This window comes from Mesorhizobium sp. M0296 (genome assembly GCF_040321675.1).
GTDB lineage: Bacteria > Pseudomonadota > Alphaproteobacteria > Rhizobiales > Rhizobiaceae > Mesorhizobium.
Window position 1 is genome coordinate 1 of the sequence record NZ_JAMYRZ010000044.1, and the last position, 23,302, is coordinate 23,302.

General features: G+C 63.9%; 28 protein-coding genes and 2 pseudogenes. 13 read left to right on the forward strand and 17 right to left on the reverse strand.

What is annotated here, in order from left to right:
- Positions 1-215: 215 nt before the first annotated feature.
- Complete coding sequence (locus NKI97_RS29505; protein ID WP_352774396.1) at positions 216-1,226, reverse strand: zinc-dependent alcohol dehydrogenase family protein; 1,011 nt, start codon at positions 1,224-1,226, stop codon at positions 216-218.
- A gap of 105 nt (positions 1,227-1,331) precedes the next feature.
- Here NKI97_RS29505 and NKI97_RS29510 point away from each other — a divergent pair, with 105 nt between their 5' ends.
- Positions 1,332-2,261 (forward strand): LysR family transcriptional regulator, encoded by a 930-nt coding sequence (locus tag NKI97_RS29510; RefSeq protein WP_352490004.1) that lies wholly within the window; start codon positions 1,332-1,334, stop codon positions 2,259-2,261.
- Between the two features lie 126 nt (positions 2,262-2,387).
- Here NKI97_RS29510 and NKI97_RS29515 read toward each other — a convergent pair whose 3' ends face one another.
- Both NKI97_RS29515 and NKI97_RS29520 read right to left on the reverse strand, forming a co-directional pair.
- The gene (locus tag NKI97_RS29515) at positions 2,388-3,158 is read right to left on the reverse strand and encodes a slipin family protein (protein WP_023680344.1); all 771 of its coding nucleotides are present in this window, start codon (positions 3,156-3,158) and stop codon (positions 2,388-2,390) included.
- Positions 3,155-4,546 (reverse strand): NfeD family protein, encoded by a 1,392-nt coding sequence (locus NKI97_RS29520; protein WP_352837934.1) that lies wholly within the window; start codon positions 4,544-4,546, stop codon positions 3,155-3,157. The genes NKI97_RS29515 and NKI97_RS29520 overlap by 4 nt, the downstream gene beginning before the upstream one ends.
- An 88-nt stretch (positions 4,547-4,634) precedes the next feature.
- On the opposite strand from NKI97_RS29520, the pseudogene NKI97_RS29525 reads away from it, so the two are divergent.
- Positions 4,635-4,761 (forward strand): annotated as a pseudogene (locus NKI97_RS29525) (HAD family hydrolase); the annotation flags it as partial.
- A 76-nt stretch (positions 4,762-4,837) separates the two neighbouring features.
- Here the strand turns inward: NKI97_RS29525 and NKI97_RS29530 are convergent.
- The 4 genes and pseudogenes from NKI97_RS29530 to NKI97_RS29545 all read right to left on the reverse strand — a co-directional run.
- Positions 4,838-5,125, reverse strand: a complete 288-nt coding sequence (locus tag NKI97_RS29530; protein ID WP_352837936.1) for a hypothetical protein — start codon at positions 5,123-5,125, stop codon at positions 4,838-4,840.
- A gap of 70 nt (positions 5,126-5,195) precedes the next feature.
- Positions 5,196-5,786 carry an RES family NAD+ phosphorylase gene (locus NKI97_RS29535; RefSeq protein WP_352837938.1) on the reverse strand — a complete coding sequence of 197 codons (591 nt, stop codon included), beginning with the start codon at positions 5,784-5,786 and terminating at the stop codon, positions 5,196-5,198.
- Positions 5,787-6,134: an antitoxin Xre/MbcA/ParS toxin-binding domain-containing protein gene (locus tag NKI97_RS29540; protein ID WP_023680350.1), complete on the reverse strand. Its 348-nt coding sequence runs from the start codon at positions 6,132-6,134 to the stop codon at positions 5,787-5,789.
- Positions 6,135-6,280: 146 nt separating this feature from the next.
- Positions 6,281-6,478 (reverse strand): annotated as a pseudogene (locus NKI97_RS29545) (pseudouridine synthase); the annotation flags it as partial.
- Positions 6,479-6,612: 134 nt separating this feature from the next.
- On the opposite strand from NKI97_RS29545, the gene NKI97_RS29550 reads away from it, so the two are divergent.
- Positions 6,613-7,122: a hypothetical protein gene (locus NKI97_RS29550; protein WP_352834098.1), complete on the forward strand. Its 510-nt coding sequence runs from the start codon at positions 6,613-6,615 to the stop codon at positions 7,120-7,122.
- Positions 7,112-7,321 carry a hypothetical protein gene (locus NKI97_RS29555; RefSeq protein ID WP_352837940.1) on the forward strand — a complete coding sequence of 70 codons (210 nt, stop codon included), beginning with the start codon at positions 7,112-7,114 and terminating at the stop codon, positions 7,319-7,321. Before NKI97_RS29550 ends, NKI97_RS29555 begins: the two co-directional genes overlap by 11 nt.
- 22 nt (positions 7,322-7,343) lie before the next feature.
- On the opposite strand, the gene NKI97_RS29560 is transcribed toward NKI97_RS29555, so the two are convergent.
- Positions 7,344-8,108 carry a pseudouridine synthase gene (locus NKI97_RS29560; protein WP_352837942.1) on the reverse strand — a complete coding sequence of 255 codons (765 nt, stop codon included), beginning with the start codon at positions 8,106-8,108 and terminating at the stop codon, positions 7,344-7,346.
- Positions 8,109-8,223: 115 nt separating this feature from the next.
- On the opposite strand from NKI97_RS29560, the gene NKI97_RS29565 reads away from it, so the two are divergent.
- Entirely contained in the window at positions 8,224-8,814 is a 591-nt protein-coding gene (locus NKI97_RS29565; RefSeq protein ID WP_352451428.1) for a DUF922 domain-containing Zn-dependent protease, read from the forward strand.
- Positions 8,815-8,860: 46 nt separating this feature from the next.
- Here the strand turns inward: NKI97_RS29565 and NKI97_RS29570 are convergent, their stop codons facing one another.
- On the reverse strand, positions 8,861-9,604 hold the full coding sequence (locus tag NKI97_RS29570; RefSeq protein WP_352743728.1) for an SDR family oxidoreductase: 744 nt from the start codon (positions 9,602-9,604) through the stop codon (positions 8,861-8,863).
- A gap of 283 nt (positions 9,605-9,887) precedes the next feature.
- On the opposite strand from NKI97_RS29570, the gene NKI97_RS29575 reads away from it, so the two are divergent.
- The 5 genes from NKI97_RS29575 to NKI97_RS29595 all read left to right on the forward strand — a co-directional run bounded on the left by NKI97_RS29575 (position 9,888) and on the right by NKI97_RS29595 (position 14,842).
- A complete protein-coding gene (locus tag NKI97_RS29575; protein WP_352614374.1) occupies positions 9,888-10,511 on the forward strand; it encodes an NAD(P)H-dependent oxidoreductase in 624 nt (207 codons plus the stop codon).
- Between the two features lie 859 nt (positions 10,512-11,370).
- Positions 11,371-11,793 (forward strand): arsenate reductase (glutaredoxin), encoded by a 423-nt coding sequence (gene arsC / locus NKI97_RS29580; RefSeq protein ID WP_352837944.1) that lies wholly within the window; start codon positions 11,371-11,373, stop codon positions 11,791-11,793.
- 69 nt (positions 11,794-11,862) lie between these two features.
- On the forward strand, positions 11,863-12,195 hold the full coding sequence (locus NKI97_RS29585; protein WP_352451421.1) for an ArsR/SmtB family transcription factor: 333 nt from the start codon (positions 11,863-11,865) through the stop codon (positions 12,193-12,195).
- A 50-nt stretch (positions 12,196-12,245) separates the two neighbouring features.
- Complete coding sequence (locus NKI97_RS29590) at positions 12,246-13,622, forward strand: NAD(P)-binding domain-containing protein (protein WP_352837946.1); 1,377 nt, start codon at positions 12,246-12,248, stop codon at positions 13,620-13,622.
- The gene (locus NKI97_RS29595; RefSeq protein WP_352837948.1) at positions 13,619-14,842 is read left to right on the forward strand and encodes an MFS transporter; all 1,224 of its coding nucleotides are present in this window, start codon (positions 13,619-13,621) and stop codon (positions 14,840-14,842) included. The genes NKI97_RS29590 and NKI97_RS29595 overlap by 4 nt, the downstream gene beginning before the upstream one ends.
- Before the next feature lie 24 nt (positions 14,843-14,866).
- Here NKI97_RS29595 and NKI97_RS29600 read toward each other — a convergent pair whose 3' ends face one another.
- Entirely contained in the window at positions 14,867-15,091 is a 225-nt protein-coding gene (locus tag NKI97_RS29600) for a hypothetical protein (protein ID WP_031213090.1), read from the reverse strand.
- Between the two features lie 229 nt (positions 15,092-15,320).
- Complete coding sequence (locus NKI97_RS29605) at positions 15,321-15,686, reverse strand: VOC family protein (RefSeq protein WP_023680367.1); 366 nt, start codon at positions 15,684-15,686, stop codon at positions 15,321-15,323.
- A 144-nt stretch (positions 15,687-15,830) separates the two neighbouring features.
- On the opposite strand from NKI97_RS29605, the gene NKI97_RS29610 reads away from it, so the two are divergent.
- Positions 15,831-16,142, forward strand: a complete 312-nt coding sequence (locus tag NKI97_RS29610; protein WP_352837950.1) for a hypothetical protein — start codon at positions 15,831-15,833, stop codon at positions 16,140-16,142.
- Between the two features lie 44 nt (positions 16,143-16,186).
- Positions 16,187-17,062: a sigma-70 family RNA polymerase sigma factor gene (locus tag NKI97_RS29615; RefSeq protein WP_352837952.1), complete on the forward strand. Its 876-nt coding sequence runs from the start codon at positions 16,187-16,189 to the stop codon at positions 17,060-17,062.
- Between the two features lie 188 nt (positions 17,063-17,250).
- Here NKI97_RS29615 and NKI97_RS29620 read toward each other — a convergent pair whose 3' ends face one another.
- The 6 genes from NKI97_RS29620 to NKI97_RS29645 all read right to left on the reverse strand — a co-directional run bounded on the left by NKI97_RS29620 (position 17,251) and on the right by NKI97_RS29645 (position 22,705).
- Positions 17,251-18,408, reverse strand: a complete 1,158-nt coding sequence (locus tag NKI97_RS29620) for a sulfite oxidase (protein WP_352453493.1) — start codon at positions 18,406-18,408, stop codon at positions 17,251-17,253.
- Positions 18,409-19,000: 592 nt separating this feature from the next.
- Entirely contained in the window at positions 19,001-19,645 is a 645-nt protein-coding gene (locus NKI97_RS29625; RefSeq protein WP_352453494.1) for a hypothetical protein, read from the reverse strand.
- Between the two features lie 170 nt (positions 19,646-19,815).
- Positions 19,816-21,057 (reverse strand): DNA polymerase IV, encoded by a 1,242-nt coding sequence (gene dinB / locus NKI97_RS29630; RefSeq protein WP_352837954.1) that lies wholly within the window; start codon positions 21,055-21,057, stop codon positions 19,816-19,818.
- 130 nt (positions 21,058-21,187) lie between these two features.
- The gene (gene ybiA / locus NKI97_RS29635; RefSeq protein WP_352457324.1) at positions 21,188-21,736 is read right to left on the reverse strand and encodes a riboflavin biosynthesis intermediates N-glycosidase; all 549 of its coding nucleotides are present in this window, start codon (positions 21,734-21,736) and stop codon (positions 21,188-21,190) included.
- A gap of 98 nt (positions 21,737-21,834) precedes the next feature.
- Positions 21,835-22,293, reverse strand: a complete 459-nt coding sequence (locus NKI97_RS29640; protein ID WP_352837956.1) for a GNAT family N-acetyltransferase — start codon at positions 22,291-22,293, stop codon at positions 21,835-21,837.
- A 73-nt stretch (positions 22,294-22,366) separates the two neighbouring features.
- On the reverse strand, positions 22,367-22,705 hold the full coding sequence (locus NKI97_RS29645) for a hypothetical protein (protein WP_352837958.1): 339 nt from the start codon (positions 22,703-22,705) through the stop codon (positions 22,367-22,369).
- 205 nt (positions 22,706-22,910) lie between these two features.
- Here NKI97_RS29645 and NKI97_RS29650 point away from each other — a divergent pair, with 205 nt between their 5' ends.
- Positions 22,911-23,210, forward strand: a complete 300-nt coding sequence (locus tag NKI97_RS29650; protein ID WP_352837960.1) for a hypothetical protein — start codon at positions 22,911-22,913, stop codon at positions 23,208-23,210.
- The last annotated feature ends 92 nt before the right edge of the window (positions 23,211-23,302 follow it).

Consider the following 23,302-nt stretch of genomic DNA (forward strand, 5'->3'; position numbering starts at 1 on the left):
TTCTGTCCTCGAATGGCATCCCGAACCCCCTCGCGCAAAAGCGCAAAACTGTTCGCGATGTCCTCGCACATCTGTTCGCGATGTCTCCGGTCCAAACAGTGGGGAGGGGCTAGGGGTGGGGGTACGTCGTAGAGCGAAAGCCTCGGCTTTCCATCTGCGATAGCCCTGCCGCCAGAGGGGAGATCGGCAGCTTCAACGCTCTGCCTTTTTCAGGCTCACCACGACAGACTGAACGCGAGCTTGCCGAAATGCCGGCCGCCGGCTGCCATGTGGGCGTAGGCCTCGGTCGCCTGGTGCTGGCTGTAGACAGTGTCGATGACTGGATCGATACGGGCGGCGCCGATGGCCCGCGCCGCGTCGCGCAGGTCGGATACCGAACCGGTGTTGTTGCCCACCACCTTGAGTGCCTTGATGATGATCGGCAGCAGGTTCGTGGTGGCCTCGGCGCCGGTGACGAAGCCGATGGCGAACACCGTGCCGCCGGGCGCCGCGGCATTGATGGAGCGGGCGAAGGTCGCCGCGCCGCCGGTTTCGACGATCAGGTCGGCGCCCAGCCCGTCGGTCAACTCGAGCACCTTGGCGTCCCAGTCCGGCGTCTCACGATAATTTATGAGATGATCCGCACCCAAGGCCTTGGCGCGGGCCAGCTTTTCGTCAGACGACGAGGTGATGATGACCGTGGCGCCGGCTGCCTTGGCCAGCTGCAGGGTCAGGATCGAGACACCGCCGGTACCGAGCAGGACGACGACCGACCCCGGCCCGGCATCGGCGGCGCGAAGCGCATTCCACGCGGTGGTGCCGGCGATCGGCAGCGTCGCTGCCGCTTCGAAGGACAGATGCGCCGGCATCGGCACGACGGCATTGGCCGGCAGCGCGACATATTCGGCGAGCGAGCCGGGCAGTGTCAGCCCGCGCATCTCTCTGGTCTCATAAGGCCGCGGACGGCCGCCGATCCAGCGCGGTTTTGCATGGGCGATGACGCGGTCGTTGATGGCGAGCCTCGACACGCCCTCGCCGATGCCGACGATCTCGCCGGCGCCGTCGACGACGGGAATGAGCGGAAAGCTCGGACCTGGATAGTTGCCGCTCGCTATCGCGACATCGACAAAATTGAGGCTTGCGGCGCGCAGGCGGATCAGCACTTCGCCGCGTTGCGGTTCAGGCGTGGGAACGGTGGCCGCGCGAAACGCGTCCAGTCTCGGGGCAGTCAGTTCGATCGCTTTCATGTCTCACTCCGGTTGATGGCCGATTGACGGGCCGGGATTGAGTGAAATTAGCTGCTGCGCTATTGGTATATAATCCTTGGCTTTTACATTTGAGCTCTGCACCTGATGCAGCAATCGCACGAACCGGCAGCATTGGTCGAAATGGCCGCCTTCGCGGCAATCGCTGAAGCACGCTCCTTCACCAGGGCGGCTGCTCGCATCGGCCGCGACGCGACGATCCTGTCGCGGCGCCTTGCCTCGCTGGAAGAGCGGTTGGGCGTGCGCCTGCTGCACCGGACGACACGAAGCGTATCGCTGACCGAGGCGGGTTCGGAATTTCTCATCCGGGTCCGCGCCATCCTGGCTGCGGTCGACGAGGCCGAGGCTGCCGCGTCGGCGCATGCCGGCGGCGGGCCGCGCGGCGTGCTGCGGCTGGCGCTGCCCGGCTCGTTCGGGCGCATGTGGATCGGCCCGCTGCTGCCGCAGTTTCTCGCCGAATTTCCCGATGTCCGTATCGAGGCCGAGTTCTCCAACCGCTTCGTAGATCTCGTCGCCGAGAATTTCGATGTCGCCGTGCGTCTCGGCGCGCTGGAGGATTCGCGGCTGGTGGCGCGCAAGGTCGCTACACGGCGGCGGCTGCTGTGCGCCGCGCCGTCCTACCTCGCCCGCCGGGGCACGCCGACTGAACCTGAAGCACTGCTGGAACACAGTTGCCTGGGCTTCTCAGGCTTCCAGACCTTTCCGGCCTGGGAGATGACCGACAGTTCGGGCCGTCGCGTCAGTATCGAGGTCTCCGGGCCGCTGGTCACCGATGATGCCGAGGTACTGGTCGAAGCCGCCGTGCAAGGCGTCGGACTGATGATGAGCACGGATTGGCTGGTCGGACGCGAGCTCGCCGACGGCCGTCTGGTGCCAGTGCTGGAGGACTGGACGCTTGCCGACGAGGGCGCCGTCTATGTCGTCATGCCTTCGGCCAAGGGGCAAGCCGCCAAGACACGTGCCTTCGCCGACTGGATCGGCAAACGCTTTGCGCCGGTCCCGCCGTGGCGGAGGTGAGGGTGGGTCGCGGCGCGTGGAGCGTCAGCGCCGTCTCTCGTAGAGGAAGGCGTCGGCGATCTATGTGAGACGACCCCCTCTGGCCGCTTCGCGGCCATCTCCCCCTCGAGGGGGGAGATTACGCGCTCAGCCGCCTCCGCCTCCACCACCCTGCTTGATGAAATGACCGAGCAGATCCATCGGCACCGGAAACACGACCGTCGACGAGCGCTCACCGGCGATGTCATGGAGAGCCTCGAAATAGCGTAGCTGCATGGCCTGCGGTGCTTCGGCCAGCATCTTGCCGGCCTCGACGAGCTTTGCCGCCGCCTGCTGTTCGCCGTCGGCATTGATCACTTTCGCACGCCGCAGCCGTTCCGCCTCGGCCTGCTTGGCGATGGCGCGGACCATGTTCTCGTTGAGGTCGACATGCTTGATCTCGACATCGGAGACCTTGATGCCCCAGGCATCGGTGCGCTGGTCGAGAATCTCCTGGATATCGCTGTTGAGCTTGTCACGTTCGGCCAGCATTTCATCGAGCTCATGCTTGCCGAGCACCGAGCGCAACGTGGTCTGTGCCAGCTGGTTGGTGGCGGTCATGAAGTCTTCAACCTGGATCACCGCCCGCTCGGCGTCGACGATACGAAAATACAGCACCGCGTTGACCTTCACCGAGACGTTGTCGCGCGAGATCACGTCCTGCGGCGGGACGTCCTGGACCACCACTCGCAGGTCGACCTTCACCATCTGCTGCACGAAGGGGATGAGGATGATAAGGCCGGGGCCCTTGACCCCGGTGAAGCGGCCGAGCGTGAAGACCACGCCGCGCTCATATTCCCGCAGGATGCGAATGGCCGCGGATAGGAACATGACCACGACGAGCGCTGCTGCCAGATAGGCCACATAACCGATGATCATTGCCTTGCTCCATCGCTTCTCACATTGCGGCGCCGTATCGTCAGCACAAGATCCCTGACATCGGCCACCTCGACGCTGTCGCCCACTGCAAGCGGTTCGTCGGCTTTTGCCCGCCAGCGCTCGCCCCGGGCGAGCACGTGGCCCTCGCTGCCCTGCCAGTCGAGGACCTCCGCCGGCAGCCCCTGCATGGCCTGTGCGCCAACACGCGGAACGTTCTTGCGGGCCGCCCACAGATAGCTGCCGGTCAACAGCGCCAGGCCGAGCGTCAGGACGGCGGCGGTGCCGATAACGGCCCACGACATCTCGAAGCCGGGCCCCTCGATCCTGAGCAGCATGGCTGCGCCCAGCAGAAACGCAGCCACGCCTCCCAGCCCAAGGACCACAGTCGGGTTCAAGGCTTCGACGACCAGGAAGATGATGCCAAGCAGCATCAAGGCAAGGCCGGCATAGCTGATCGGCAGGAGATTGAGCGCATAGAGTCCGAGCAGAAGGCAGATCGTGCCGATCACGCCGGGCGCGACCGCGCCCGGGCTCGTGAATTCGAAAACGAGGCCATAGACGCCGACCAGCATCAGGATGACGGCGATGTTCGGGTCCGTGATGACGGCGAGAAGCCGGATGAGCCAGCCTGGCTCGAGCGTTTCGACCGGCAGTCCCTTCGTCGCCATTGCCTCTTTTTTGCCGACGATCTCGACGGTCCGGCCGTCGGCCAGTTGAAGCAGTTCGGTGGTGTCGCGGGCGACGAAGTCGATGACATGCTGCTGCAGCGCCGCGCCGGCCGACAGGCTGGCCGCCTCGCGCACGGCCTTTTCTCCCCATTCGGCATTGCGCCCGCGCAATTCAGCCAGGCTGCGGATCAGGGCAACGGCATCGTTCGTCGCCTTGGCGATCATCGCATCGCCCGCGGGTGCGTTCTTCTTGTCCTTGTCCGCCTCCGGGCCATCGTTCTTGCCGCCGGGAAACGATGGCAGCGGCCCGCCCATCTCGATCGGCGTTGCCGCGCCCAGATTGGTGCCGGGCGCCATCGCCGCCAGATGGGCGGCGTAGAGGATGTAGGTTCCGGCGCTCGCCGCATGCCCGCCGGCCGGCGCGACATAGCCGATGACGGGAACCGGCGAGGCGAGAATGCCGGCGATCATCTCGCGCATGCTGGTGACCAGCCCGCCGGGCGTGTCCATCTGCAGGATGAGAGCCTGGGCATTTCGGTCCGCGGCCACCGCCAGTGCTTCCTCGAGCTGCCTGGCACTCGCCGGACCGATGGCGCCGTCTATCTCGACGCGCAACACAATTTTCTCCCGGCCGTCCGCCTCTCCGGTTGCGGAAGAGGGACAAACGGCCGCAACAGCCACGAAAGCCGCGGCAAGCAGGACCGCACGCGCGAGTTTCACGCTCAAAGCTCCACATCTAGGAATATGGGCTGGATTTTGCCGAAATCCATGACGCGGCGCGCGGCGGGTGACGCATCGCACGGTCCTGCTGGATGTCGGCCTGCTCAGCGGCGGCTACGGCACCGTAGAAGCTCTGCCAATCGGGCACGTTCCGCGTCTATGAAGATCCCGACGACATGCTGCGCCATGTCGACGAAGTCGGCGGCCGCACATGAAAGCGAGCGGCGGGCTGTCGCCGTCATGCGATCACACCTATGTCTCTTGCGCATTGGAGCCATCTCTAGCGGGCTTCTATTGCGCGACGTCCTCCTGGATTGTCTGTTCCTGGATTCGGGCGGGTGCCCCGAGACACTGATCGTAGCCGATGGTGCAATTATTCAGACATTCGTTGCGCCCCTGGATGGATCTGACGCTATTGTAGTCGATTGGCACAGCCTGGCATTTCTTCTGGCACGCCTGGTCCTTCTCGGCGCAATTCGTGCCGTGGCCCTTGGGGTACCTCTTCGTCGTCGCTTCAGCGTTCAACGGCATGACGGCCAGCAGCGCCAGCAGCGTCGGTATCAGTCGGAGCATACGCATGGATCCTCCCTTGCGCGTTAGACGCTCTGCACTTGGAGGCAATGTTAGCGCGCCACTTCCGCTGGCCGCATCACCCGTGCGGGGGATGGACGGCAGCGGGGCCGCCGCTAGCCCAGGCAATTTCCCCGTGATCGGTTCTGATCGTCATCGCTCCGGCCGGCAGCCGATCACAAAACGCGACGACGTTGAGGCAGTCATGTCGCGCGCTGGGCACGATCAGGCCGTCATAATCGAGGAAATGCGCGGCCTCGCCGATGTCTTGCGACCTCGGATATTCGGCGTGCTTTTCCTGATACGAAAGCTGCCCGTAGCGCGCGGTGTCGAGGCCAAGGGTCTGCAAGGCTGCCAGGTCGAGCAGTCTGAGCGTCCGGTCCAAAGCAAGATCGATCTCGAAGAGATTGTATCTGACGCGCGAAGGGATCACTGGCTGCCCCCGCGTCAAGTGGAATCTCATCTCGCTCAAGGCACCTTCGCGCTCTTGCGAGGTGTAGAGCACGTCGAACGTCCCATCGTCCCAACGGCCGCCGGAGTTCGAGCACTGGATCGGGCTGCGGCCCTGGCGCACCACACGCCAAACCGTTCCGGAGTATTCGACCGGAACTATTGCCTCGATAGCGTCGATGAGCCGGCTATCGCGTCGTTTCCGCCCGGCGATCGCCAACTAGAGAAAGACCTCGTTCTCAAGGCGATCGATGACTTTGAGCACGTCGAGAGCACGGTCGTCGTGAATGAGATCGATTGCTCTTTCGCCGTTCAATTGCGGGTGGCGAGCGTAAAGCCAGGTGCGGATATCGCTTGGCTCGTAGAATTCCTGCAGTCGGCCGACGATATAGTGCAGGTCTGATAGAATGAGCTCGCTGCGCGGCTGGGGCTTGATGTCGCCGGCCTTCCACCTCGAAACCGTGGCCTTGGACACGTCGGTGATATTTGCAATATCGGTTCCCTTGAGACCGCCAAACGTGCCCAATTCGTCCAGGAATCTGGGGACCGCCCGCAACGCCGTGCTCATGCTTTTCTCTCCGGCTGCCGAGCCACTTCGCGTCGGACCAGCCCTTCAATTGCGCTGTCGCATTTCGGTTTCATAAAAGGAAAATATGAAACAGGAATGTTAATGTCAATCACCCGTTCGGTGCGAAGGCCCCTGGAGCCAGCACTTCAGGCCTGAAGTAGCGCCAGCTCTTCCGCGCTCAGATGGCGTGCCTTGCCTTTGGCAAGCTCGCCGAGCTGCAATTGGCCGATCGCCACCCGCACCAGGCGCAGCACCTCGATATCGTAGGCGCCAAGCAGCCGGCGGATGTGGCGGTTGCGGCCCTCGTCGAGCACGATCTCCAGCCAGGCGGTGCTGGTGCCGCTTCCACTCGATCGAAAATCAATCGCCTGAATTGCTACAGCGCCCTGTCGCCGGTAATGCCACGGGACAATTTGTTTTGTATAGTCCTTGATGCCACGTGGCCGACGATGGTTCGATGACTTGGGAAGGGAAGATCATGCGAAGCGGATTGGCGAAATTCGTCGTGGCGGGTTGCGTCGCCGCTCAGGTCGTCCTGCAAGCGGCGCAGCCGGCGTTTGCCGCGCCGTGCGGCTGGACGGCGAAACTGGAGGAAGAGGAGGGCGGCAAAGTGCTGATGGCGTCGGTCTGCGGCGGATCGAATGGCGGCGCCCAGCTGACGCTGGCCTGTTTCGGCAAGCCGACGCTGAGCTATGATTTGGGCGACAGCGGTCCGCAACTGGAACCCGGCATCGCTTCGTTCGCGTTCAAGGCCGGCGGCAAAGCGGTGACCAAGACGCTTCAACTCGAAGAAATGTACAACACCTTCACCGTGGAATTGAGCAGCACCGACCCGCTGTTGGCCCTGCTGCGCTCCAAGGGCGAGGTCACGGTCGCCTCGGGCAAATATGGCGAGAACAGCTTTCCGCTTGCCGGCTCATCCGCCGCCATCGGCAAGGTGCTGGCCCAGTGCGGCAAAGCCAAGGCTTCTGCCGACAATGACAACTGATGAACCCCTTACATTTCAATTTGAATCGCGCGAGACGTTGGTTGCGAAGATAGAGCGTGATCCCGCTAACCTCGATCCCTGGACAGGGCTTGTCGAACCGGAGGCCGAGGAAAGCAGCCTGGACACCGCGGTGTCGGTTCTCTTGCGGGCAATTGATGCTGTATCCGACAGGGAACAGCTTTGGCGGGCAGCTGCCTGACTATCGAGTCGCCGCCAGCAGTTCAGGCCTGAAGCAGCGCCTGCTCTTCCGCGCTCAGATGGCGTGCCTTGCCTTTGGCAAGGTCGCCGAGCCGCAGCGAGCCGATCGCGACCCGCACCAGGCGCAGCACCTCGATATCGTGGGCGCCGAGCAGCCGGCGGATATGGCGGTTGCGGCCCTCGTCGAGCACGATCTCCAGCCAGGCGGTGCTCGTGCCGCCGCGCAGCAGCTCGATGGACCGGGCCGTCAGCAATTCGCCGTCGACTGTCGCGCCGGCGCGCAACCGCGCCAGCATGGCCTCGTCGGGCAGCGCGCCGATCTGCACGTGATAGGTCTTGGCGACATGCGAGGCGGGATCGAGCAGGCGCTGCGCGAAGCGCGTGTCGTTGGTCATCAACAGCAGGCCTTCGCTGGCCTTGTCGAGGCGGCCGACGGGCGAGAGGAAAGGCAGGTCGAGGCCTGCCAGGCAATCATAGACGGTGCCGCGGTCCTGCGGGTCGTCGCGAGTGGTGACCAGCCCGCGCGGCTTGTTGAGCATCAGATAGACCTTGCGCTCGGCGGCGACGCGGCGGCCGTCGACCTCGATGCGATCGCGGCCTGGATCGACGCGCATCGAGCCGTTGCGCACGATCTTGCCGGCGACCCGCACGCGCCCCTCGGCAACCAGAAGCTCGGCCTGCTTGCGCGAGCACAGGCCAAGCTTCGACAGTGCACGACAGAGGCTGACGCCGGGAGGCTGGGCCCCGGGGGCAGGGCGTTGCCGGGCAATGTTCGGTCGCGGCGACATGATGTTGCCTGTGGATTCTTGTATACGAGCATCCCACTATAGCCGGCCGCCGGCTATGTCCACGGAAGGGAACTGCATATCGTTTGCGTCGTGCGCAGCGGCTGCGAGGACTTGCATGAAAACAGCCATTCGCCTTTGCCTGCTGCTCGCCTTCCTGCCGACATCGCCGGCGCATGCCGGCTGGCAGGCGGTCGAGAAGGTCGAGACCTATGCCATCTCAGGGCAATCCGGGCCGGAGCTCTACGCCTCGATCGGCGGGCGCGGGCCGCTGCTCGGCGAACGCCGCGTCATCGCGCATACCAATTTCAAGCTGACCTGGGTGAGGGACTACCAGCCGCAAGGCGACGCCTGCGTGCTGGTGTCGGCGCGGCCGAAGCTGATCATCACCTACACCTTGCCGAAGCCGGCCGCGCAGCTGCCGGGCGCAATCCAGAAGAACTGGGAGGTTTTCGCAGCCGGCCTCGCAGCTCACGAGAAGGTGCATGGCGCCAGCATCGTCGACATGGTGCACAAGATCGAGGCGGCCACCATCGGCCTGACCGTCGCCGATGACCGCGGCTGCAGCAAGATCAGGATCGAAGTGACGAGACGGCTCGCCGGAATCTCGCAGGCACAACGGCAGGCGAGCCGCGATTTCGACCGGGTCGAATTCGGCCCGGGCGGCAAGTTGCGGCAGCTTGTGTTCACGCTGATGATCGGCGGATGATGCTGCAGGGCTGCGGGGGCGGCGCAGGGTACCACCTTTGCGGCCCTCACGCCTGCTCGGTCGGATAGAGCGTCAGGATGTTGACGTTGACCCTTGGCGGCTGCGTCACCGCATAAAGGATGGCGGCGGCGATGTCCTCGCTTTCCAGCTGCTCCATGTCGCCCAGCCTTTGCTCGACCGCCTGGCGCACATCGGCGCGCATATTCTGGGTGAACTCGGTCTTGACGGCGCCAGGCTCGATGCAGGTGACACGGATGCCGTCTTTGCCGATCTCGCGACGCAGCGATTCCGCCATCGCGCTCACCGCGTGCTTGGTGCCGGAATAGACCACCGAAGGGTGGATGTAACGGCCGGTGCCGGACGAGACCACGACGATGTGGCCGGCGCCTTGCCGTTGCATCGTGGGCAGTGCGGCATGGATCGGATAGAGCAGCCCGAGAATGTTGACGTCGACCATCCGGCGGTACTCTTCCGGCGTCGTGTTGCGGAACGGCGCCGCGACGCCAACGCCGGCAATGGCGAGCAGCATGTCGAGCCGGCCGTATTCACGCGCGACCCGTTCGACCATGGCCGAGGCCTGCGCCTCGTCGGTGACGTCGACCGTCATCGGCAGTGCCGCGCTGCCGGTCTCACGGATCCGCCTCGCCAGGTCGTCCAGGCGCTCGGCGCGCCGCGCGGCAATCGCCAGCGTGGCGCCCTCTGCCGCCAGTGCCAGGGCGGTGGCCTCGCCGATGCCGGAAGAGGCGCCAGTCACCAAGGCGATCTTGCCGCTCAGTTTTCCTGTCTGCATCTTTTTCTCCTGACGCTTTGGACCCGCCCTGAAGCTAGGGCGCCGGCTTTCTGGAACAATGCTGATCGAAAAACCGAATCCACCGTTAGGGTTTTGGCCCCAGCAAGCCCACGTCTGCGCATGAACGGGCCTTGACGCGACCGGAGGTGTTGCGTCTTGATATGGGGGCTGCGGGGCTTCGCATGAAAACAGCTGATCGACTACGTCTGCGGGTGGCTTGTTTGCATGCGACGCTTGCATGCACCCCCGCGATCCTCTCGCGACCGACAGGTCTGAGCGCCAGATGAAGGTCCTCGTCGTCCATTGCCATCCCTGCGCCGACAGCTTCAGCGGCGCGGTGCGCGACACGGTGCTGGAGACGCTTGCCGAAAGCGGCCACCAGGTCCACCTGCTCGACCTCTATGCGACCGGCTTCGATCCGGTCATGCGCACGCAGGAATGGCGCGGTTACCACGACAAGGCGGCGAACCTGCAACCGGTGCACGAACATGCGCAGGAGCTGCTCTGGGCGGAGGCGGTCGTCTTCATCTATCCGACCTGGTGGTATGGCCTTCCGGCGATGCTGAAAGGCTGGCTGGAGCGTGTACTGGTGCCGGGCTTCGCTTTCGAGATGCCGACGGCACGACGCGGCCCGCGGCCCAAATTGCGGCACATACGCCGGGTGATGGCAATGACCACATGTGGCGCCACGCCGCTGATGTCGTGGATCATGGGACAGCCCGGCCGGCGGACCCTGCTGCGCGGCTTCCGCTCCGTCTGCCATCCACTATGCCGGACCAAATTCTTGGCGCTCTACCGGATGGACAGCGTCTCGGCCGCCGGACGCCAGGCGCATCTGCAGCGGGTCAGGAAAGCGGTTGCCGGTCTTGGCCGCGCTGATGCCGTTGCCGCCACGGTGCCTGGCTGATCAGCCGGGTGGGCCGTCGCCGGCGCGGGCAATCGCTTTGGACGGGCGATAGCGCCAAGTTGGTGTTGGAGACGGCCAATTATCGAAGTAGGCGCCCCCCTCTGGCCCTGCCGGGCGTTTCTCCCCGTAAACGGCAGGGCAATCGAATATGGACTTGACGGACCCACCTACCGAACGCTGCAACGCCTGAAACGAAAAACCCGCCTCGGAGGCGGGTCGTTGGGAGCCAATTAGCACCATTCCCAAATTAGTAGCATAGCTGCCGGCACAAAGCAAGAACAAAATACGCCGTGGCGATAGAAAATCCGAATTCCTGCTCGTCCGAGGCCGCTGCTCAGAACGATTGCAAACTCGTATTCCCACTTGGCATCTCCCGCAGGGGCAGGGCAAATCGCATATGGATTCTTACGAAGAAGGGACCCCCACCCCTAACCCTCCCCACAAGGGGGAGGGAACGCTGCCGCGTGCCTTTACTTCCCCTTGGCGCCGAAAAGCAGGCAATTTGCCGAGGTCGGCGCCGACGGAAGTCTCCCTCCCCCTTGTGGGGAGGGTTAGGGGTGGGGGTCCTTCGTAGAGCGAAAGCCTCCGCTTTCCATCTGCGATAGCCCTGACCATAAACGGAGAGATAGACCCGTCCGCAACGCTGGCGCTATGCTTGCAACGTTGGCGCTTTGCGAAATTGTCGAAGGCAGGGTCCCTCGCTCCGTCTACAACGACGCCAGCAAGCAGGCATGGGGCGGCGCAAACCCGTGAAGTAAGGGGCTGATTCAAATTTAGGTCTAAAGCGATTGCTCGCCATGACCTTGGCAGGGTGGCTGCTCGCCCAACCGAAACCAGCCGGACAGATGAAAGCTGCGCAATGACCATCACCATCTATCACAACCCCGATTGCGGCACCTCGCGCAACACGCTGGCCATGATCAGGCAGTCCGGCGAGGAGCCTGAGGTGGTCGAATATCTGAAAAATCCGCCGTCGCGCAAAAAGCTCGTCGAGCTGATCGCAGCGATGGGCATGACGCCGCGCCAATTGCTGCGCGAAAAGGGCACGCCCTATGCCGAACTTGGCCTGGGCGACCCGAAGTGGAGCGACGACGAGATCCTCGATTTCATGCTGGCGCATCCGATCCTGATCAACCGGCCGATCGTGGTGACGCCGCTCGGCACCATGCTCGCCCGACCCTCCGAAGCCGTGCTCGATATCCTGCCCAATCCGGATATCGGCCCGTTCACCAAGGAGGACGGCGAGGTCGTCATCGACGCCAGCGGCAAGCGCGTCGTCTAGATATCGGCCTATTTCGATTTTTGTCGAAATCCGCTTGACGTGCAGCGATTCTGGAAATAGCTTATTTCCATGAAACTCGAAAAAGCAGCCTTGCAACTTGAAGCCCTCGGCAACCCGACGCGGTTGCAGCTCTACCGCACCCTGGTCCGGGCGGGCGATGAGGGGCTTCCGGTCGGGCGCATCCAGGACAGGCTCGGCATCGCCGCCTCGACGCTGTCGCATCACCTCAAGCGGCTGGTCGACACCGGCCTGGTGACGCAGGAGCGGCAGGCGACGACGCTGATCTGCCGGGCCAACTATCCCGCCATGAATGGGCTCATCGGATACCTCGCGGACGAATGCTGCGCCGACGCCACCTGTGCGCCGGCATCGGCGGAAGCGACGGCCAAGACGGCGGCGTGATTTTTTTGGCACCATAATTCGAAATTACCGGAAGGATGGAAGATATGGGAATGATCGAAAAGCTCCCGGTCGCGGTGATCGGCGCCGGGCCGGTCGGTCTGGCGGCAGCGGTCCACCTCATCGCGCAAGGTATTCCTGTCAAAGTCTACGAAGCCGGCAATACGGTTGCATCCAACCTCAGGAATTGGGGCCATGTCCGGGTGTTCACGCCCTGGCGCTATTGCGTCGATCAGGCGGCTAGAAACCTGCTCGAGGCGCATGGCTGGCGGATGCCTGAGTCCGAGGCATTCCCAACCGCGGACGACCTCGTCGCTGATTATCTCGAGCCGCTTGCAAAGCTTCCGCAATTGTCGCCGTCGATCGAAACCGGCGCCCGCGTCGTCGGCATTTCGCGCTGGGGCGCCGACAAGGTGCTGAGCAAGGGACGCGAGAACCGGCCGTTCATGCTGGCGGTCGAGACTGCCGATGGTACAAGACGCGACAGCGCACGTGCCGTCATCGATGCTTCGGGAACCTGGCAGATGCCGAACCCGCTCGGCGCCGGCGGAATTCCTGCAGAAGGCGAAGCCGAATTTGCCGACCGCATCGCTTACGGCATCCCCGATATTCTCGGCCGCGACCGCAGCCTTTATGCGGGGAAGACGACGCTGGTCGCCGGCTCCGGCCATTCGGCCGCCAATGCGGTGCTGGACCTCGCCAGCCTGGCAAATGTGGAGGCCGGCACCGCTTTCATCTGGACAACGCGCGGCACCGACCTGGTGCGCATCTACGGTGGCGGTGATGCCGACCAATTGCCGGCACGCGGCGAACTCGGCGCCGAAGTGCGCGAACTCGCCGAGAGCGGCGGCGTCAGGCTGGTGACGGGCTTTGCGGCTGTTTCGATCCGCGATGCGGACGGCCGGCTCGTCGTCGAAGGCCAGACCAGGGACGGCTTGCAGGCGCTGGGTCCGGTCGACCGTATCATCGCCGCGACCGGACAGCGCCCCGATCTGTCGCTGACCCGCGAGCTTCGGCTCGAGCTCGATCCGTGGCTGGAAAGCGTCAAGGCACTGGGACCGCTCATCGATCCCAACGAGCATTCCTGCGGCGACGTGCCGCCGCACGGCCACCGTGAGCTCAGTCATCCCGAGCAAGGGTTCTATACGGTCGGCATCAAGAGCTATGGCCGGGCGCCGACCTTCCTGCTGCTGACCGGGTACGAGCAGGTCCGCTCGGTCGCGGCGGCGATCGCCGGCGACATGGTTGCGGCCGACAATGTCCAACTCGTGCTGCCCGAGACCGGCGTCTGCACCGTGCCGCGGATCGGCATTGCCGACAAGGGTTGCTGCGGCGGTCCGGCGCCGGCGGCTTCGAGCGCCTGCTGTGTCGCCGATGCCGAAGCAAAGGCGATCGGCAAAAGCGGCTGTGGCTGCAGCGTCGCGGCATGAGTCTTTCGCCGCCTTCGCCGGCCATCCTGCGCAGCCGCGGCGCGATCATCACCGCGCTTGGCCTGACGCAGATCATGGCGTGGGGTTCTTCCTACTATCTTCCCGCGGTCATCGCGCCGGCAGTCTCCTCCGATACCGGCTGGCCGCTGGCATGGGTTGTCGGCGGCCTGTCTCTTGGCTTGCTTGTGGCCGGATTGATCTCTCCGCGCGTCGGGTCGTCGATCGAGCGGCATGGCGGCCGCAATGTCCTGGCGTTCAGCGCCGGATGCATCGGGCTCGGCCAGATCGGGCTGGCTCTTGCCCCTAATCTTGCGGCCTATATCGCGGCTTGGCTGGTCATCGGCCTGGGCATGGGGGCGGGGCTCTACGATGCCGCTTTCGCAACGCTTGGCCGCCACTACGGCCACGGCGCGCGCTCCGCCATCACCATGCTGACGCTGTTCGGCGGCCTTGCGAGCACCATCTGCTGGCCGATCTCAGCCTTGCTGCTGGGGGAGGTCGGCTGGCGCGGCACCTGCCTGGTTTACGCCGCCTTTCAGCTGGCAATTGCGCTTCCGCTCTATCTGGTGATCCTGCCCCGGGAGCCGCCGCAACCGGCAGTCAAACCGGGAGTGAAGAAGGCGGCACCCATTCTCGACAACCAAGCCGATCCGTCGATCATGATCGTTCTGGCCGCGACCCTGACACTCGCAGCGGTGATCTCGTCGACACTATCGGTGCATCTGCTCACAATCCTGCAAGGCAGCGGCATGGCGCTTGCCGTAGCCGTCGGGCTCGGCGTGCTGGTTGGTCCATCACAGGTGGCGGCGCGCGCGATCGAGATGATGATCGCGCGCTACCACCATCCGATTTTCACCAAGTTTGCCTCGGTTACGTTTGTGGCGATCGGCGTTTCGACGCTCTGGGCCGGCATGCCAATCATCCCGCTGGCGCTGGGCTTCTACGGCGCAGGCATCGGCCTGGAATCCATCGCGCGGGGGACGTTGCCGCTCGCGCTGTTCGGCTCTAACGGCTACGCGAGACTGATGGGCCGCCTCGCCATGCCGAGCCTGATAGCCCAGGCGGCGGCACCCTCGGCCGGAGCATTGCTGCTGGAGCGCTTCGGCCCGCACGGGACGTTGGCCGCGCTTTCTGGTCTAGCGCTGGCCAACGTCATCCTCGCATGCGGCTTGGGCTGGCGGATGCTCCGCCGGCGGCAATCGCAGGTTCAAACCCGATAGGATTTCGACCTGCGTTCGGCGCCTTCAACTGGAGAGCGGGAGATCTTCCAAGGGATCGACAAGGAAAGACGCGGCGATCAGATCGTCCGCATCGAGGCGCAGTGAGCCTTTGGCGCCGCCCATGATGGCGGCAACCTTTTGAAACGTCTTGATCTCATGCTCGGTAATCTGGGCACTTTGCATTCTGGATTTGAGGTCAGCGACGCGCAGCCCCAAACTGTGGGACATTCCGATTTTACGGTTCGACATGGTAAGATGCTCCTCCCCGGCCCATGTTTGTTTTGCCACCCGCCCTATTCGTATTTCCTCCGCCTGCCTAAATATGAGGCATCGCGATACAGCGCCCGAACGCCCGATGCAAGGGAAGGTTCCGGCGCGCAGAGGTCACGAAATAATAATACGAAGGAAGTACGGCCGATGGTCCGCCCGGAGGTAGGACTTAGGTACGACGCCCCGCCGGACAGAGGGCTCCGGTGCCTTATCGGCTGGCGAGGACCATGCGGTTGCCTTCGCTGTCGCGAAACTCCGCCACCGTGCGCCCCGGCTGCCACGGCGCCTCATGCGCTTCGGTGATGATCTCGACGCCGCCCGCTTTCATGGCCGCGATCATTGCCCCGACATTTTCGTCGACCAGCACCAATACCGGCTCCGCGCCGGGTGCGTCGTCGGCGCGCCTGACAAAATGCAGGTTCGTCACGGCATGCGGAAATGCCAGCTCGATCCAGCGCCAGCCGCCATCACCCATCTTCTGGTCGGCCATGACCTGGCAGGCGAGATGCCTGGTGTAGAACGCCTTGGCGCGGTCCTGCTCGAACACCGGAAGCTCGGCAAACTGGATATGCATGATCGTCTCTCCTGCTTGATGGCTGCCGCGCAGCCGCCCACGCGGGAAAGACGATGCGGGCAACCGAAAAGATTCTTCGGCAAGGAGAATCTTTTCAGCGCAGCCGGTCGTCCTTCGTTCATACCAACCAGTCAGGAGACGACGATGAACTACGCGCTCATTCGATACGGTGTGAAGCAAGCCGACCTGGAAGATAACCGCGTGCTGGTCGAAAAAGTATTCGAAGCGCTGGGCGAGGCGGCACCGCCGACGGTGCGTTATCTCGCGCTCGAGCTGGACGACGGCTCGTTCGTCCACATCGTCGGCCAGGACGGCGATTCGTCGGCGCTGACCGGGCTTGCGGCCTTCAAGGCGTTTACGGAAAACCACGCCGAGCGCCGTTCGACCCCGGCATTGCGATCGCCTGTCAAAGTCATCGGCAATTACCGTATGCTGGCGGATCAGAAAGCCGGGTAGCGCCCGCCGTGCCGCTCGCGCAGAAATGGGACGCTACGCCGAAAATGAACAGGGCGACTTTGGAGGCGATGCTCGTCGGGTTGCGGCCAAGGCTGCATCGCTACTGCGCACGCATGGCCGGCTCGGTGATCGATGGCGAGGACATCGTCCAGGAGGTGCTGATCAAGGCGCTGCAGGCGATCGACGGCGGTGCGATGGTCGAACGGCCGGAGCAATGGCTGTTTCGCATCGCCCACAATGCCGCGCAGGATCATCTGCGGCGGCGCAATCGGGAAAGGTCGCGCATGACCGAGGCCGACATGAGCGTCATCGAGGATCCCTCCGGCAGCGCCGACAGCCGGCTCGCCGCCCAGACCGGCCTGCGCTCCTTCATGCAGCTTTCGGTGCCGCAGCGCAGCGCTGTGATCCTGGTCGACGTGCTCGGCCTCAGCCTGCATGAGACCTGCGAGGTGACCGGCACGACGCTCGCCGCCACCAAGGCCGCGCTGCATCGCGGGCGGGCGCAGCTCAAGCAGCTGGCGCTGCAGCCCGAACAGGCGCTCGCGCCGAGGCTCGACGCCGATGACGAGCGCCGGCTGCGGCGCTATGTCGACCTGTTCAACGCGCGCGACTTCGACGCGGTGCGGGCACTGATCGCCGAGGACGTCCGGCTCGACGTCGTCAACCGCGTCCGCCTGCGCGGCAGGGCCGAGGTGTCGACCTATTTCGGCAATTACGACCGTATCAGCGACTGGACATTGTCGCTCGGCGTGGTCGACGGCCGGCCGGCGATCCTCATCCGCGACCCGCAGGCGGCCGACGGCGCTGTGCGCGGCTTCATGCTGGTCGAATGGAGGGACGATCAGGTCATCCAGATCCGCGATTTCCGCTATGCGCCCTGGTGTCTGGTCGACGCGGAGATCAGGGCCGTGGAGGGGTGAGGAGTGCGCTGGAAATGGTGCGAAATGGCGATCAGGCAGCCTCCTCCTGTTTGACCCAAACGCAATTGCCACATGGCAGCAAGTTCTTAGAGCGGTTCCGGTTCTCTTAGAACCGGTAACTCGCTCTAACTATCTGTTTTGCCGCATTTATGCGGACGCCAAATGACTCCATTTGGCGGCAAAATCCTCTAGCCGATACGCACGCGGCGCGTCACCTGGCCATTGCTCTCCCAGTATGTGTGTTTCTTGGCAATCAAGGGATCGTCCATCGCCGGTTGAATTTGTCCTGTGGTGCTGACCGCGCGCGAGGTCACCGTGTGTTCTCCAGGAGAGGGATTTGCCCAAGCCAGGGACCATATTTTCCAAGCGTGTTCGGCCTCCTCACTGTGGTCAATGGTCGCTGGTGTCCAAGGCCCTTGATCGATTTGCACTTCGACCCGGTCGATCGGCGCCCCCCAGGCTGCCCCAACGATGCGGTAATCTGAATCTTTCCGGGTAACCTTCGCAGGTGCGGACTTTATCAGCGCTCGGCCGACTGACGTCTCGGCCCATACGGTCTCGCCGTTGTGGTCCTCCTCCCGGATGGTGACATAGTCACGGGCCATCAGAAGGCTCATGAACCGCGTATCGCGAACCTCGATGCGCTTTAGCCACTTGACGTTGGCGATCCCGTACCAGCCTGGCGCGATGAGCCGTACCGGGAAGCCATTGGGCGCCGGCAAGGCGGCCCCGTTCATTTCATAGCAGAGGAGATTGTCGGGGTTCATCGCGTCGGCGAGCGACATGCTACGAGCGAAGTTCTGCTGCATCTTGACGTCGCGTATCGGGATCTCGCCTGTGTCGGTACCGAAAAAGACGACCTCGATGCCCTTCTCCAGAACGCCGGCTTCCTCAAGGATCGGGGCGAGCGGCGTCCCTGCCCAGCGAGCATTGCCGATGCCGCCGGTGAAAAAGGGAAACCCGTGATTGCCCGAGCATTCCACTGTGAAAACGACCTCCTGCCGCGGTCGCGCCCTGATGTCGGCGAGCGTTAGCTCCAGGGGCTTCTTGACCAGGCCTCCGATTTCCATCGACCACGTCTTCTCGTCGATCGTTGGTCGGTTGAAATGCGAGATGCTGAAGAACTTGTCGTTTGGCGTTATCCAGCTATCCAAATCCTCCCAGACAAGCTGCTTCTGGATACCCGCCGGATCGGGATTTTCGGTCGGCTGATCCAGCCACGGAATAACTTCCTCGTTCGGCCGTGTTGGAAAAGCGTAAGCCCGGCGCGAGGTATAGAGAGCAGCAATTGCGGCAAGAGCCGCGCTTCCTTGAACAAGAAGTTCTCTGCGCTGAAAATCAGGCATGTTGTTTACCTCCCAGTTGATCCGGAACGGGCTGCAACGTGCCTTAGGCCGTAGCCTGATCACGGATAGGCGACACAATGTGAGGTCTGCCCACCCGGAAGTATCCGGGTAGGTCAGATAATCACCGACGCAAGTCAAGCATGTGAAGCGTTGCACGAAACGCTAGCTCGCGTTTCGCATGCTAAGAGTGCGCCTTTGAGAAGGAACTGTCCACAACTTGGACGGGACATGATGATGATTGCAGCATTCCATGCCGATTTCCGGTCCTGCCAAAATCGTTGCTGCTCTGATCGCTGCCGAACGCCCGCTTCTGGGTCATTTCGGGACCCTCGCGGGTTCTCGTCGAACCGGTGTTTCCTGCCGGCCCGTGGGTTGGCCGTGCGGCCGGCACCGCCCTGATCGCTTGGGGCGGCGCAACGCTTTTGGTCTGACGACCAGGGCCGCCTCGAATGTCGCATTTGCAGGAGGAGGGCGGGCCCGGGCGGCACATCAAACCAGTCTGCATTACGAGGTGGCCAGCAACCCAGGCCGCCTGGCTCGGGCGCGGCAGATCATTCACACGTGAACCATTCGCCAACCGAGCGGGGACACCCTAGTTGGTGGTGACTTGCGTCACCGCCACGCCGGTTATCCTGCCGTTCCCGGCTGTGTAGGTGAGCGTCTGCGTGACCGTGGCGTCCTTCTGGTCGGGAGACGAAGCAGGATAAGAGGCGGCGAAGCCGAAATGGCCGTAACGATCGGGCTTGGCGGCGCCAAATTTCGCGGCCACGTCGCTCAGCGGCGCTCCGACGCCGGGCGTATCGAGTTCAATAGCTGTCAGGCTGGCAGGCGCGCCGGCGCATCCTTCCGGCACCTTGCCTTCCGGGTTCGGCTGCAGGGCGACGGACAGGACACCGTGGTCGGAGCCACCCATCTCGCCGGATACGAACCAGAAGATCGACGGCGATCCGCCAGCGTCGGGGCCGGCATAGCAAAGCCAGTGGCGTGAATCTCCGGCGTCACCTTCATCGTGCATCGCTCCGCCGAAGGCTTTTTCGACATCGGCAAGCGTGGTTTCCTCAAGCTTTATCTCCAGCGGCCCAGCCTTGACCTGCTTGAATAGCGGGCTGGCCAGCGGCGAGTTGATATCGCCCAGGGATGGAATCGCCCGGTCTGGGTTGAGCGGCTTGGCCAGCGTCGTTGCATTGGTCACCAGTCCGGCAACGATGAGTGCGAAATATCCGGCGTTCTGTCCCATGCCGATCTCCTGTCGTTCGAAATGAAGGTGCGGAAGCATTTGCGGGCGGGTGCTACCCTGTCTGGCTGATACCCAAACCGGTGCACGACCAACTGGACCGAAGATAAATTCACAAGTCCGCAGCCTTCAACGTCATTCCGGCGACTTGGCAACCAAAGTGTAATCGAGGCTCACAATTCCTTCTCGGCCAGCTCCCGAAATGCGTCGGGAACCGACCGCTGTAGCCCGAGCGCGACCGAGGCGTAGCCGACCGCCTCCCAGCCGAAGCGGTCGCGGATCTTGTCGACGGCGCGGTCCGCGGTCCAGCGCGCCGCGCCCTTGCTGGTGCCGGGGCGGCGGCGGTCGTCGTCGAGCCCGAGCGGCAGTTCCAGTTGCAGGCCGGCATGCTGCTCCAGATGCGATACGGCGATCGCCAGCAGCGAGATGGTCTTTTCGTGCGGATGGTCGATGAGCACCTTGCGCACCAGCGCCTCGGCGATCTCGGCCAGCATGGCGGTTGCCGAAATCGGCTGATCGAGCGTGATCGAGCGCGTCACCGAGCGCAAATCGGCAAAGCGGACGCGAACCGTCACTGTACGGCCGGGCCGGGATTTCGCCCGCAACCTCGTGGCGACCCTGTCGGCCAGATGCAGCAAAGCGGGTACGAAGACGTCCTCGTCGGCCGGTTTTCGGCCGAGCGCCGACTGGGCGCCGGCAGAGCGTGCCCGGCGCTGCGTCTCGAGCTTGCGCGGATCGCGGTTCCATGCCAGCGCGTTGAGTTTTTCTCCGGCCGCCGGCCCGAGCAGGCGCTCCAGCGCCCCACCATTGGTCTTCGCCAGCTCGCCGATGGTGTTGACGCCGATGCCGGCCAGCCGCTCCTTGGTGACCGGGCCGACACCCCACATCAGCTCGACTGGCAGGTGGTGCAGGAACTCCAGCTCGTGGCGGGGATCGACCACCACCAGCCCGTCGGGCTTTGCGACCTGTGAGGCGATCTTGGCCAGATGCTTGGTGCGGGCTACGCCGACCGAGATCGGCAACCCGAGCTCGGCCCGCACGCGGCGGCGGATCTTGCCGGCGATCTCGGCAGGCGAGCCGAACAGATGGGTGCAGCCGGCGACGTCGGCAAAGGCCTCGTCAATGGAAATCCGCTCGACCACCGGCGTGAAATCGCCGAGCACCTTGATGGCCGCATCGCCCAGCCGCTGATAGTCCTTGAAATGGCCGTCGACGAAAATGAGTTGCGGGCAGAGTTCCCGCGCTCGCCGTCCCGGCATGCCGCCGCGCACGCCGAACGCCTTGGCTTCATAGGATGCGGCAAGTACTACCCCGCCGCCGACGGCAATCGGCTTGCCGCGCAAGGCCGGGTCGAGCAATTGTTCGACCGAGGCATAGAAGGCATCCAGATCCGCGTGGAGGATGTTGGCTTCCATCCGGCCCGTTCGCCCGCGGCGGTTCGAACGCCGCATTGTCTCGAGTTGTGATCAGAACATAAAGAGAACATTGTGGGTGGATTGTCAAGCAGCGCGGAGGCTGCCGCAGATGACGAGCGGACGGCAATGTTCAGCCGCGCAGCCGATCGCGGGCCTGCATCAGCGCGAATCCCAACAGGTTCTCGCCGCGCCACAGCAGCGGGTTCACCGCCCTCTCGTCATCCGCCGCTAGGCCGATGCCCCACACCCGGTCGACAGGGCTCGCCTCGACCAGCACCCGGTCATGCGTCGACAACAGATATTCGCGCAGCGCCGCGTTCTGACGGAACTTCTGAAAGCTCCCTTCAGTCACGATGCGATATTTGTCTGCATCCCATTTGGTGCCATCGAAGCCGCTCACCTGGCGGCCAAGCTGCTTTGCCTGCTTGGGACTCGCCGCCCTGAGGATTTGTGTTGCCGTCGGAGCATCACCGAACAGTCGTGCCTTCTCGGCCATCATCCAGTGTTCGGCAGTCGGATAGCTCAGGCCATCGACGGTAAAGGGCGCATGCCACCACTGGCTGAAGCACGACGTGGTTATGCGGCCGTCCTTAGACGGCTGATGGCCCCAGAAGAACAGGAACTTCTGCCGGGGCTTTGCGCGAAAGGTTTTCTCAAGCCAGGTTCGGTCGTAAATCATGGGCGGATGGAGCAGGGCGAAAGGCCGGCTTGTCAATGCTCCATCCAGAGTGGGTAGCGAAGATGAGCGGTCGGCGCTGAATGCGATGAAATGCTGATCTATAGCGCCATCTTGTAGCCGAGATGACTGGCGGTGAAGCCGAGGCGCTCGTAAAAGGCGTGCGCCTCCCGTCGACCTTTGTCCGTGGTGAGCTGGACGAAGCTGCAATTGCGCGAACGGCAGGTTTCAATCGCCCATTCGATCATCAGCTTGCCGACGCCGCGGGAGCGCCATTGCCGGGCGACGCGAACGCCTTCGATCTGGCCGCGCCAGGCGCCTTTTCTCGAAATGCCTGGAAGGAAGCTGAGCTGCAGCGTTCCGACCACTTGCCCGGCCTCGACGGCCACGACCAGCAACTGGTTGGGATCGGTATCGATTGCGCTGAAGGCATCGAGGTAGGATGGCGCCAGCGGCGTGGACGGGTCTTCCCGGTTCGCGCCGAGCACGTCGTCGGCAAGCATTGCAACGATCGCAGGCAGGTCGGGCGCCTGCGCGCGACGGAATTCGATCTCGCTCATCGCGCGGAGACATACGGCGCGGTGTCGGCGATCGCAATATCCGTTTTGACTTGCAAGGGAGGCCCGCGCGCCTTCAGGTGGCCTCGAGCGCCCAGAGGCGGTGGCCGTAGCGGCGGAAGAAGCGGGCGAAGAGGCGTTGCTGCCTGGCGCGGGCAAAGTCGGCGGTGCGCCTTTCCTGTCGCCAGCGCGGCATGTTGCGGAACATCGACACGAAGCGGGCAGCGTCCTCGATCGCTTCCTCGGCCGACTGCGCCGGGCGGATCGCCGCCAGGAACAGAGCGCGGCTCGGCTTCATCTGGTCAATCGCCGCCTTGCGCTGGCGATGACCCTGGCGTGCCTTGCGGATGCCGTCCTGGCGGATGGCCGCGAAAGCGAAGCATGGCCGGGCTGTCGCCGCTATAGCCGCAGGCATGGGCGAACTGGGCTGGGTCCATCGTCGTTCCCTTGCTGCCGGCCGGCTGCGGTTCTGTGGCTCGCGCCGATTCCAGTCCGCACCATATATAAGCATAACTCAAATAATTGAACAAGTGAAACTTTCACGTTGGTGCAAGCGGAACCGACTCGACTCCGCCCCGAAAACCGATAATGATGTGAACAAAGCAGGAACAATGATGGGGATGGCTATGGCATTAGCGGGCAGGGAAGCGACGATCGCCGATGTTGTCTCGATTGCCGTCGAATGCATCGATTGCGGCCGCAACAGGTGGTGGAAACCGGCCGAGCTCAAGCGGCATGGGGTGATGCCGGAGACACCGCTGGCCGCACTTTCGGGGCGCCTGATCTGCAAGGCCTGCCGGGCCGACGGCCTGCCGGGCGCCGCCGTCTCGATCCAGGCCGCCTTCATCGACGACCGGCAACGGACCCGCGCCGAGGCGCGCCTGCTCAACGGTCGAGAGCTGCAGTCGAGGCGGGCTTGAGGGGGCGGGCGTGCTGCTCTTCCCTTCTCCCCTTGTGGGAGAAGGTGGCCGAGCGAAGCTCGGTCGGATGAGGGGTGTTGGACGGATCGCTA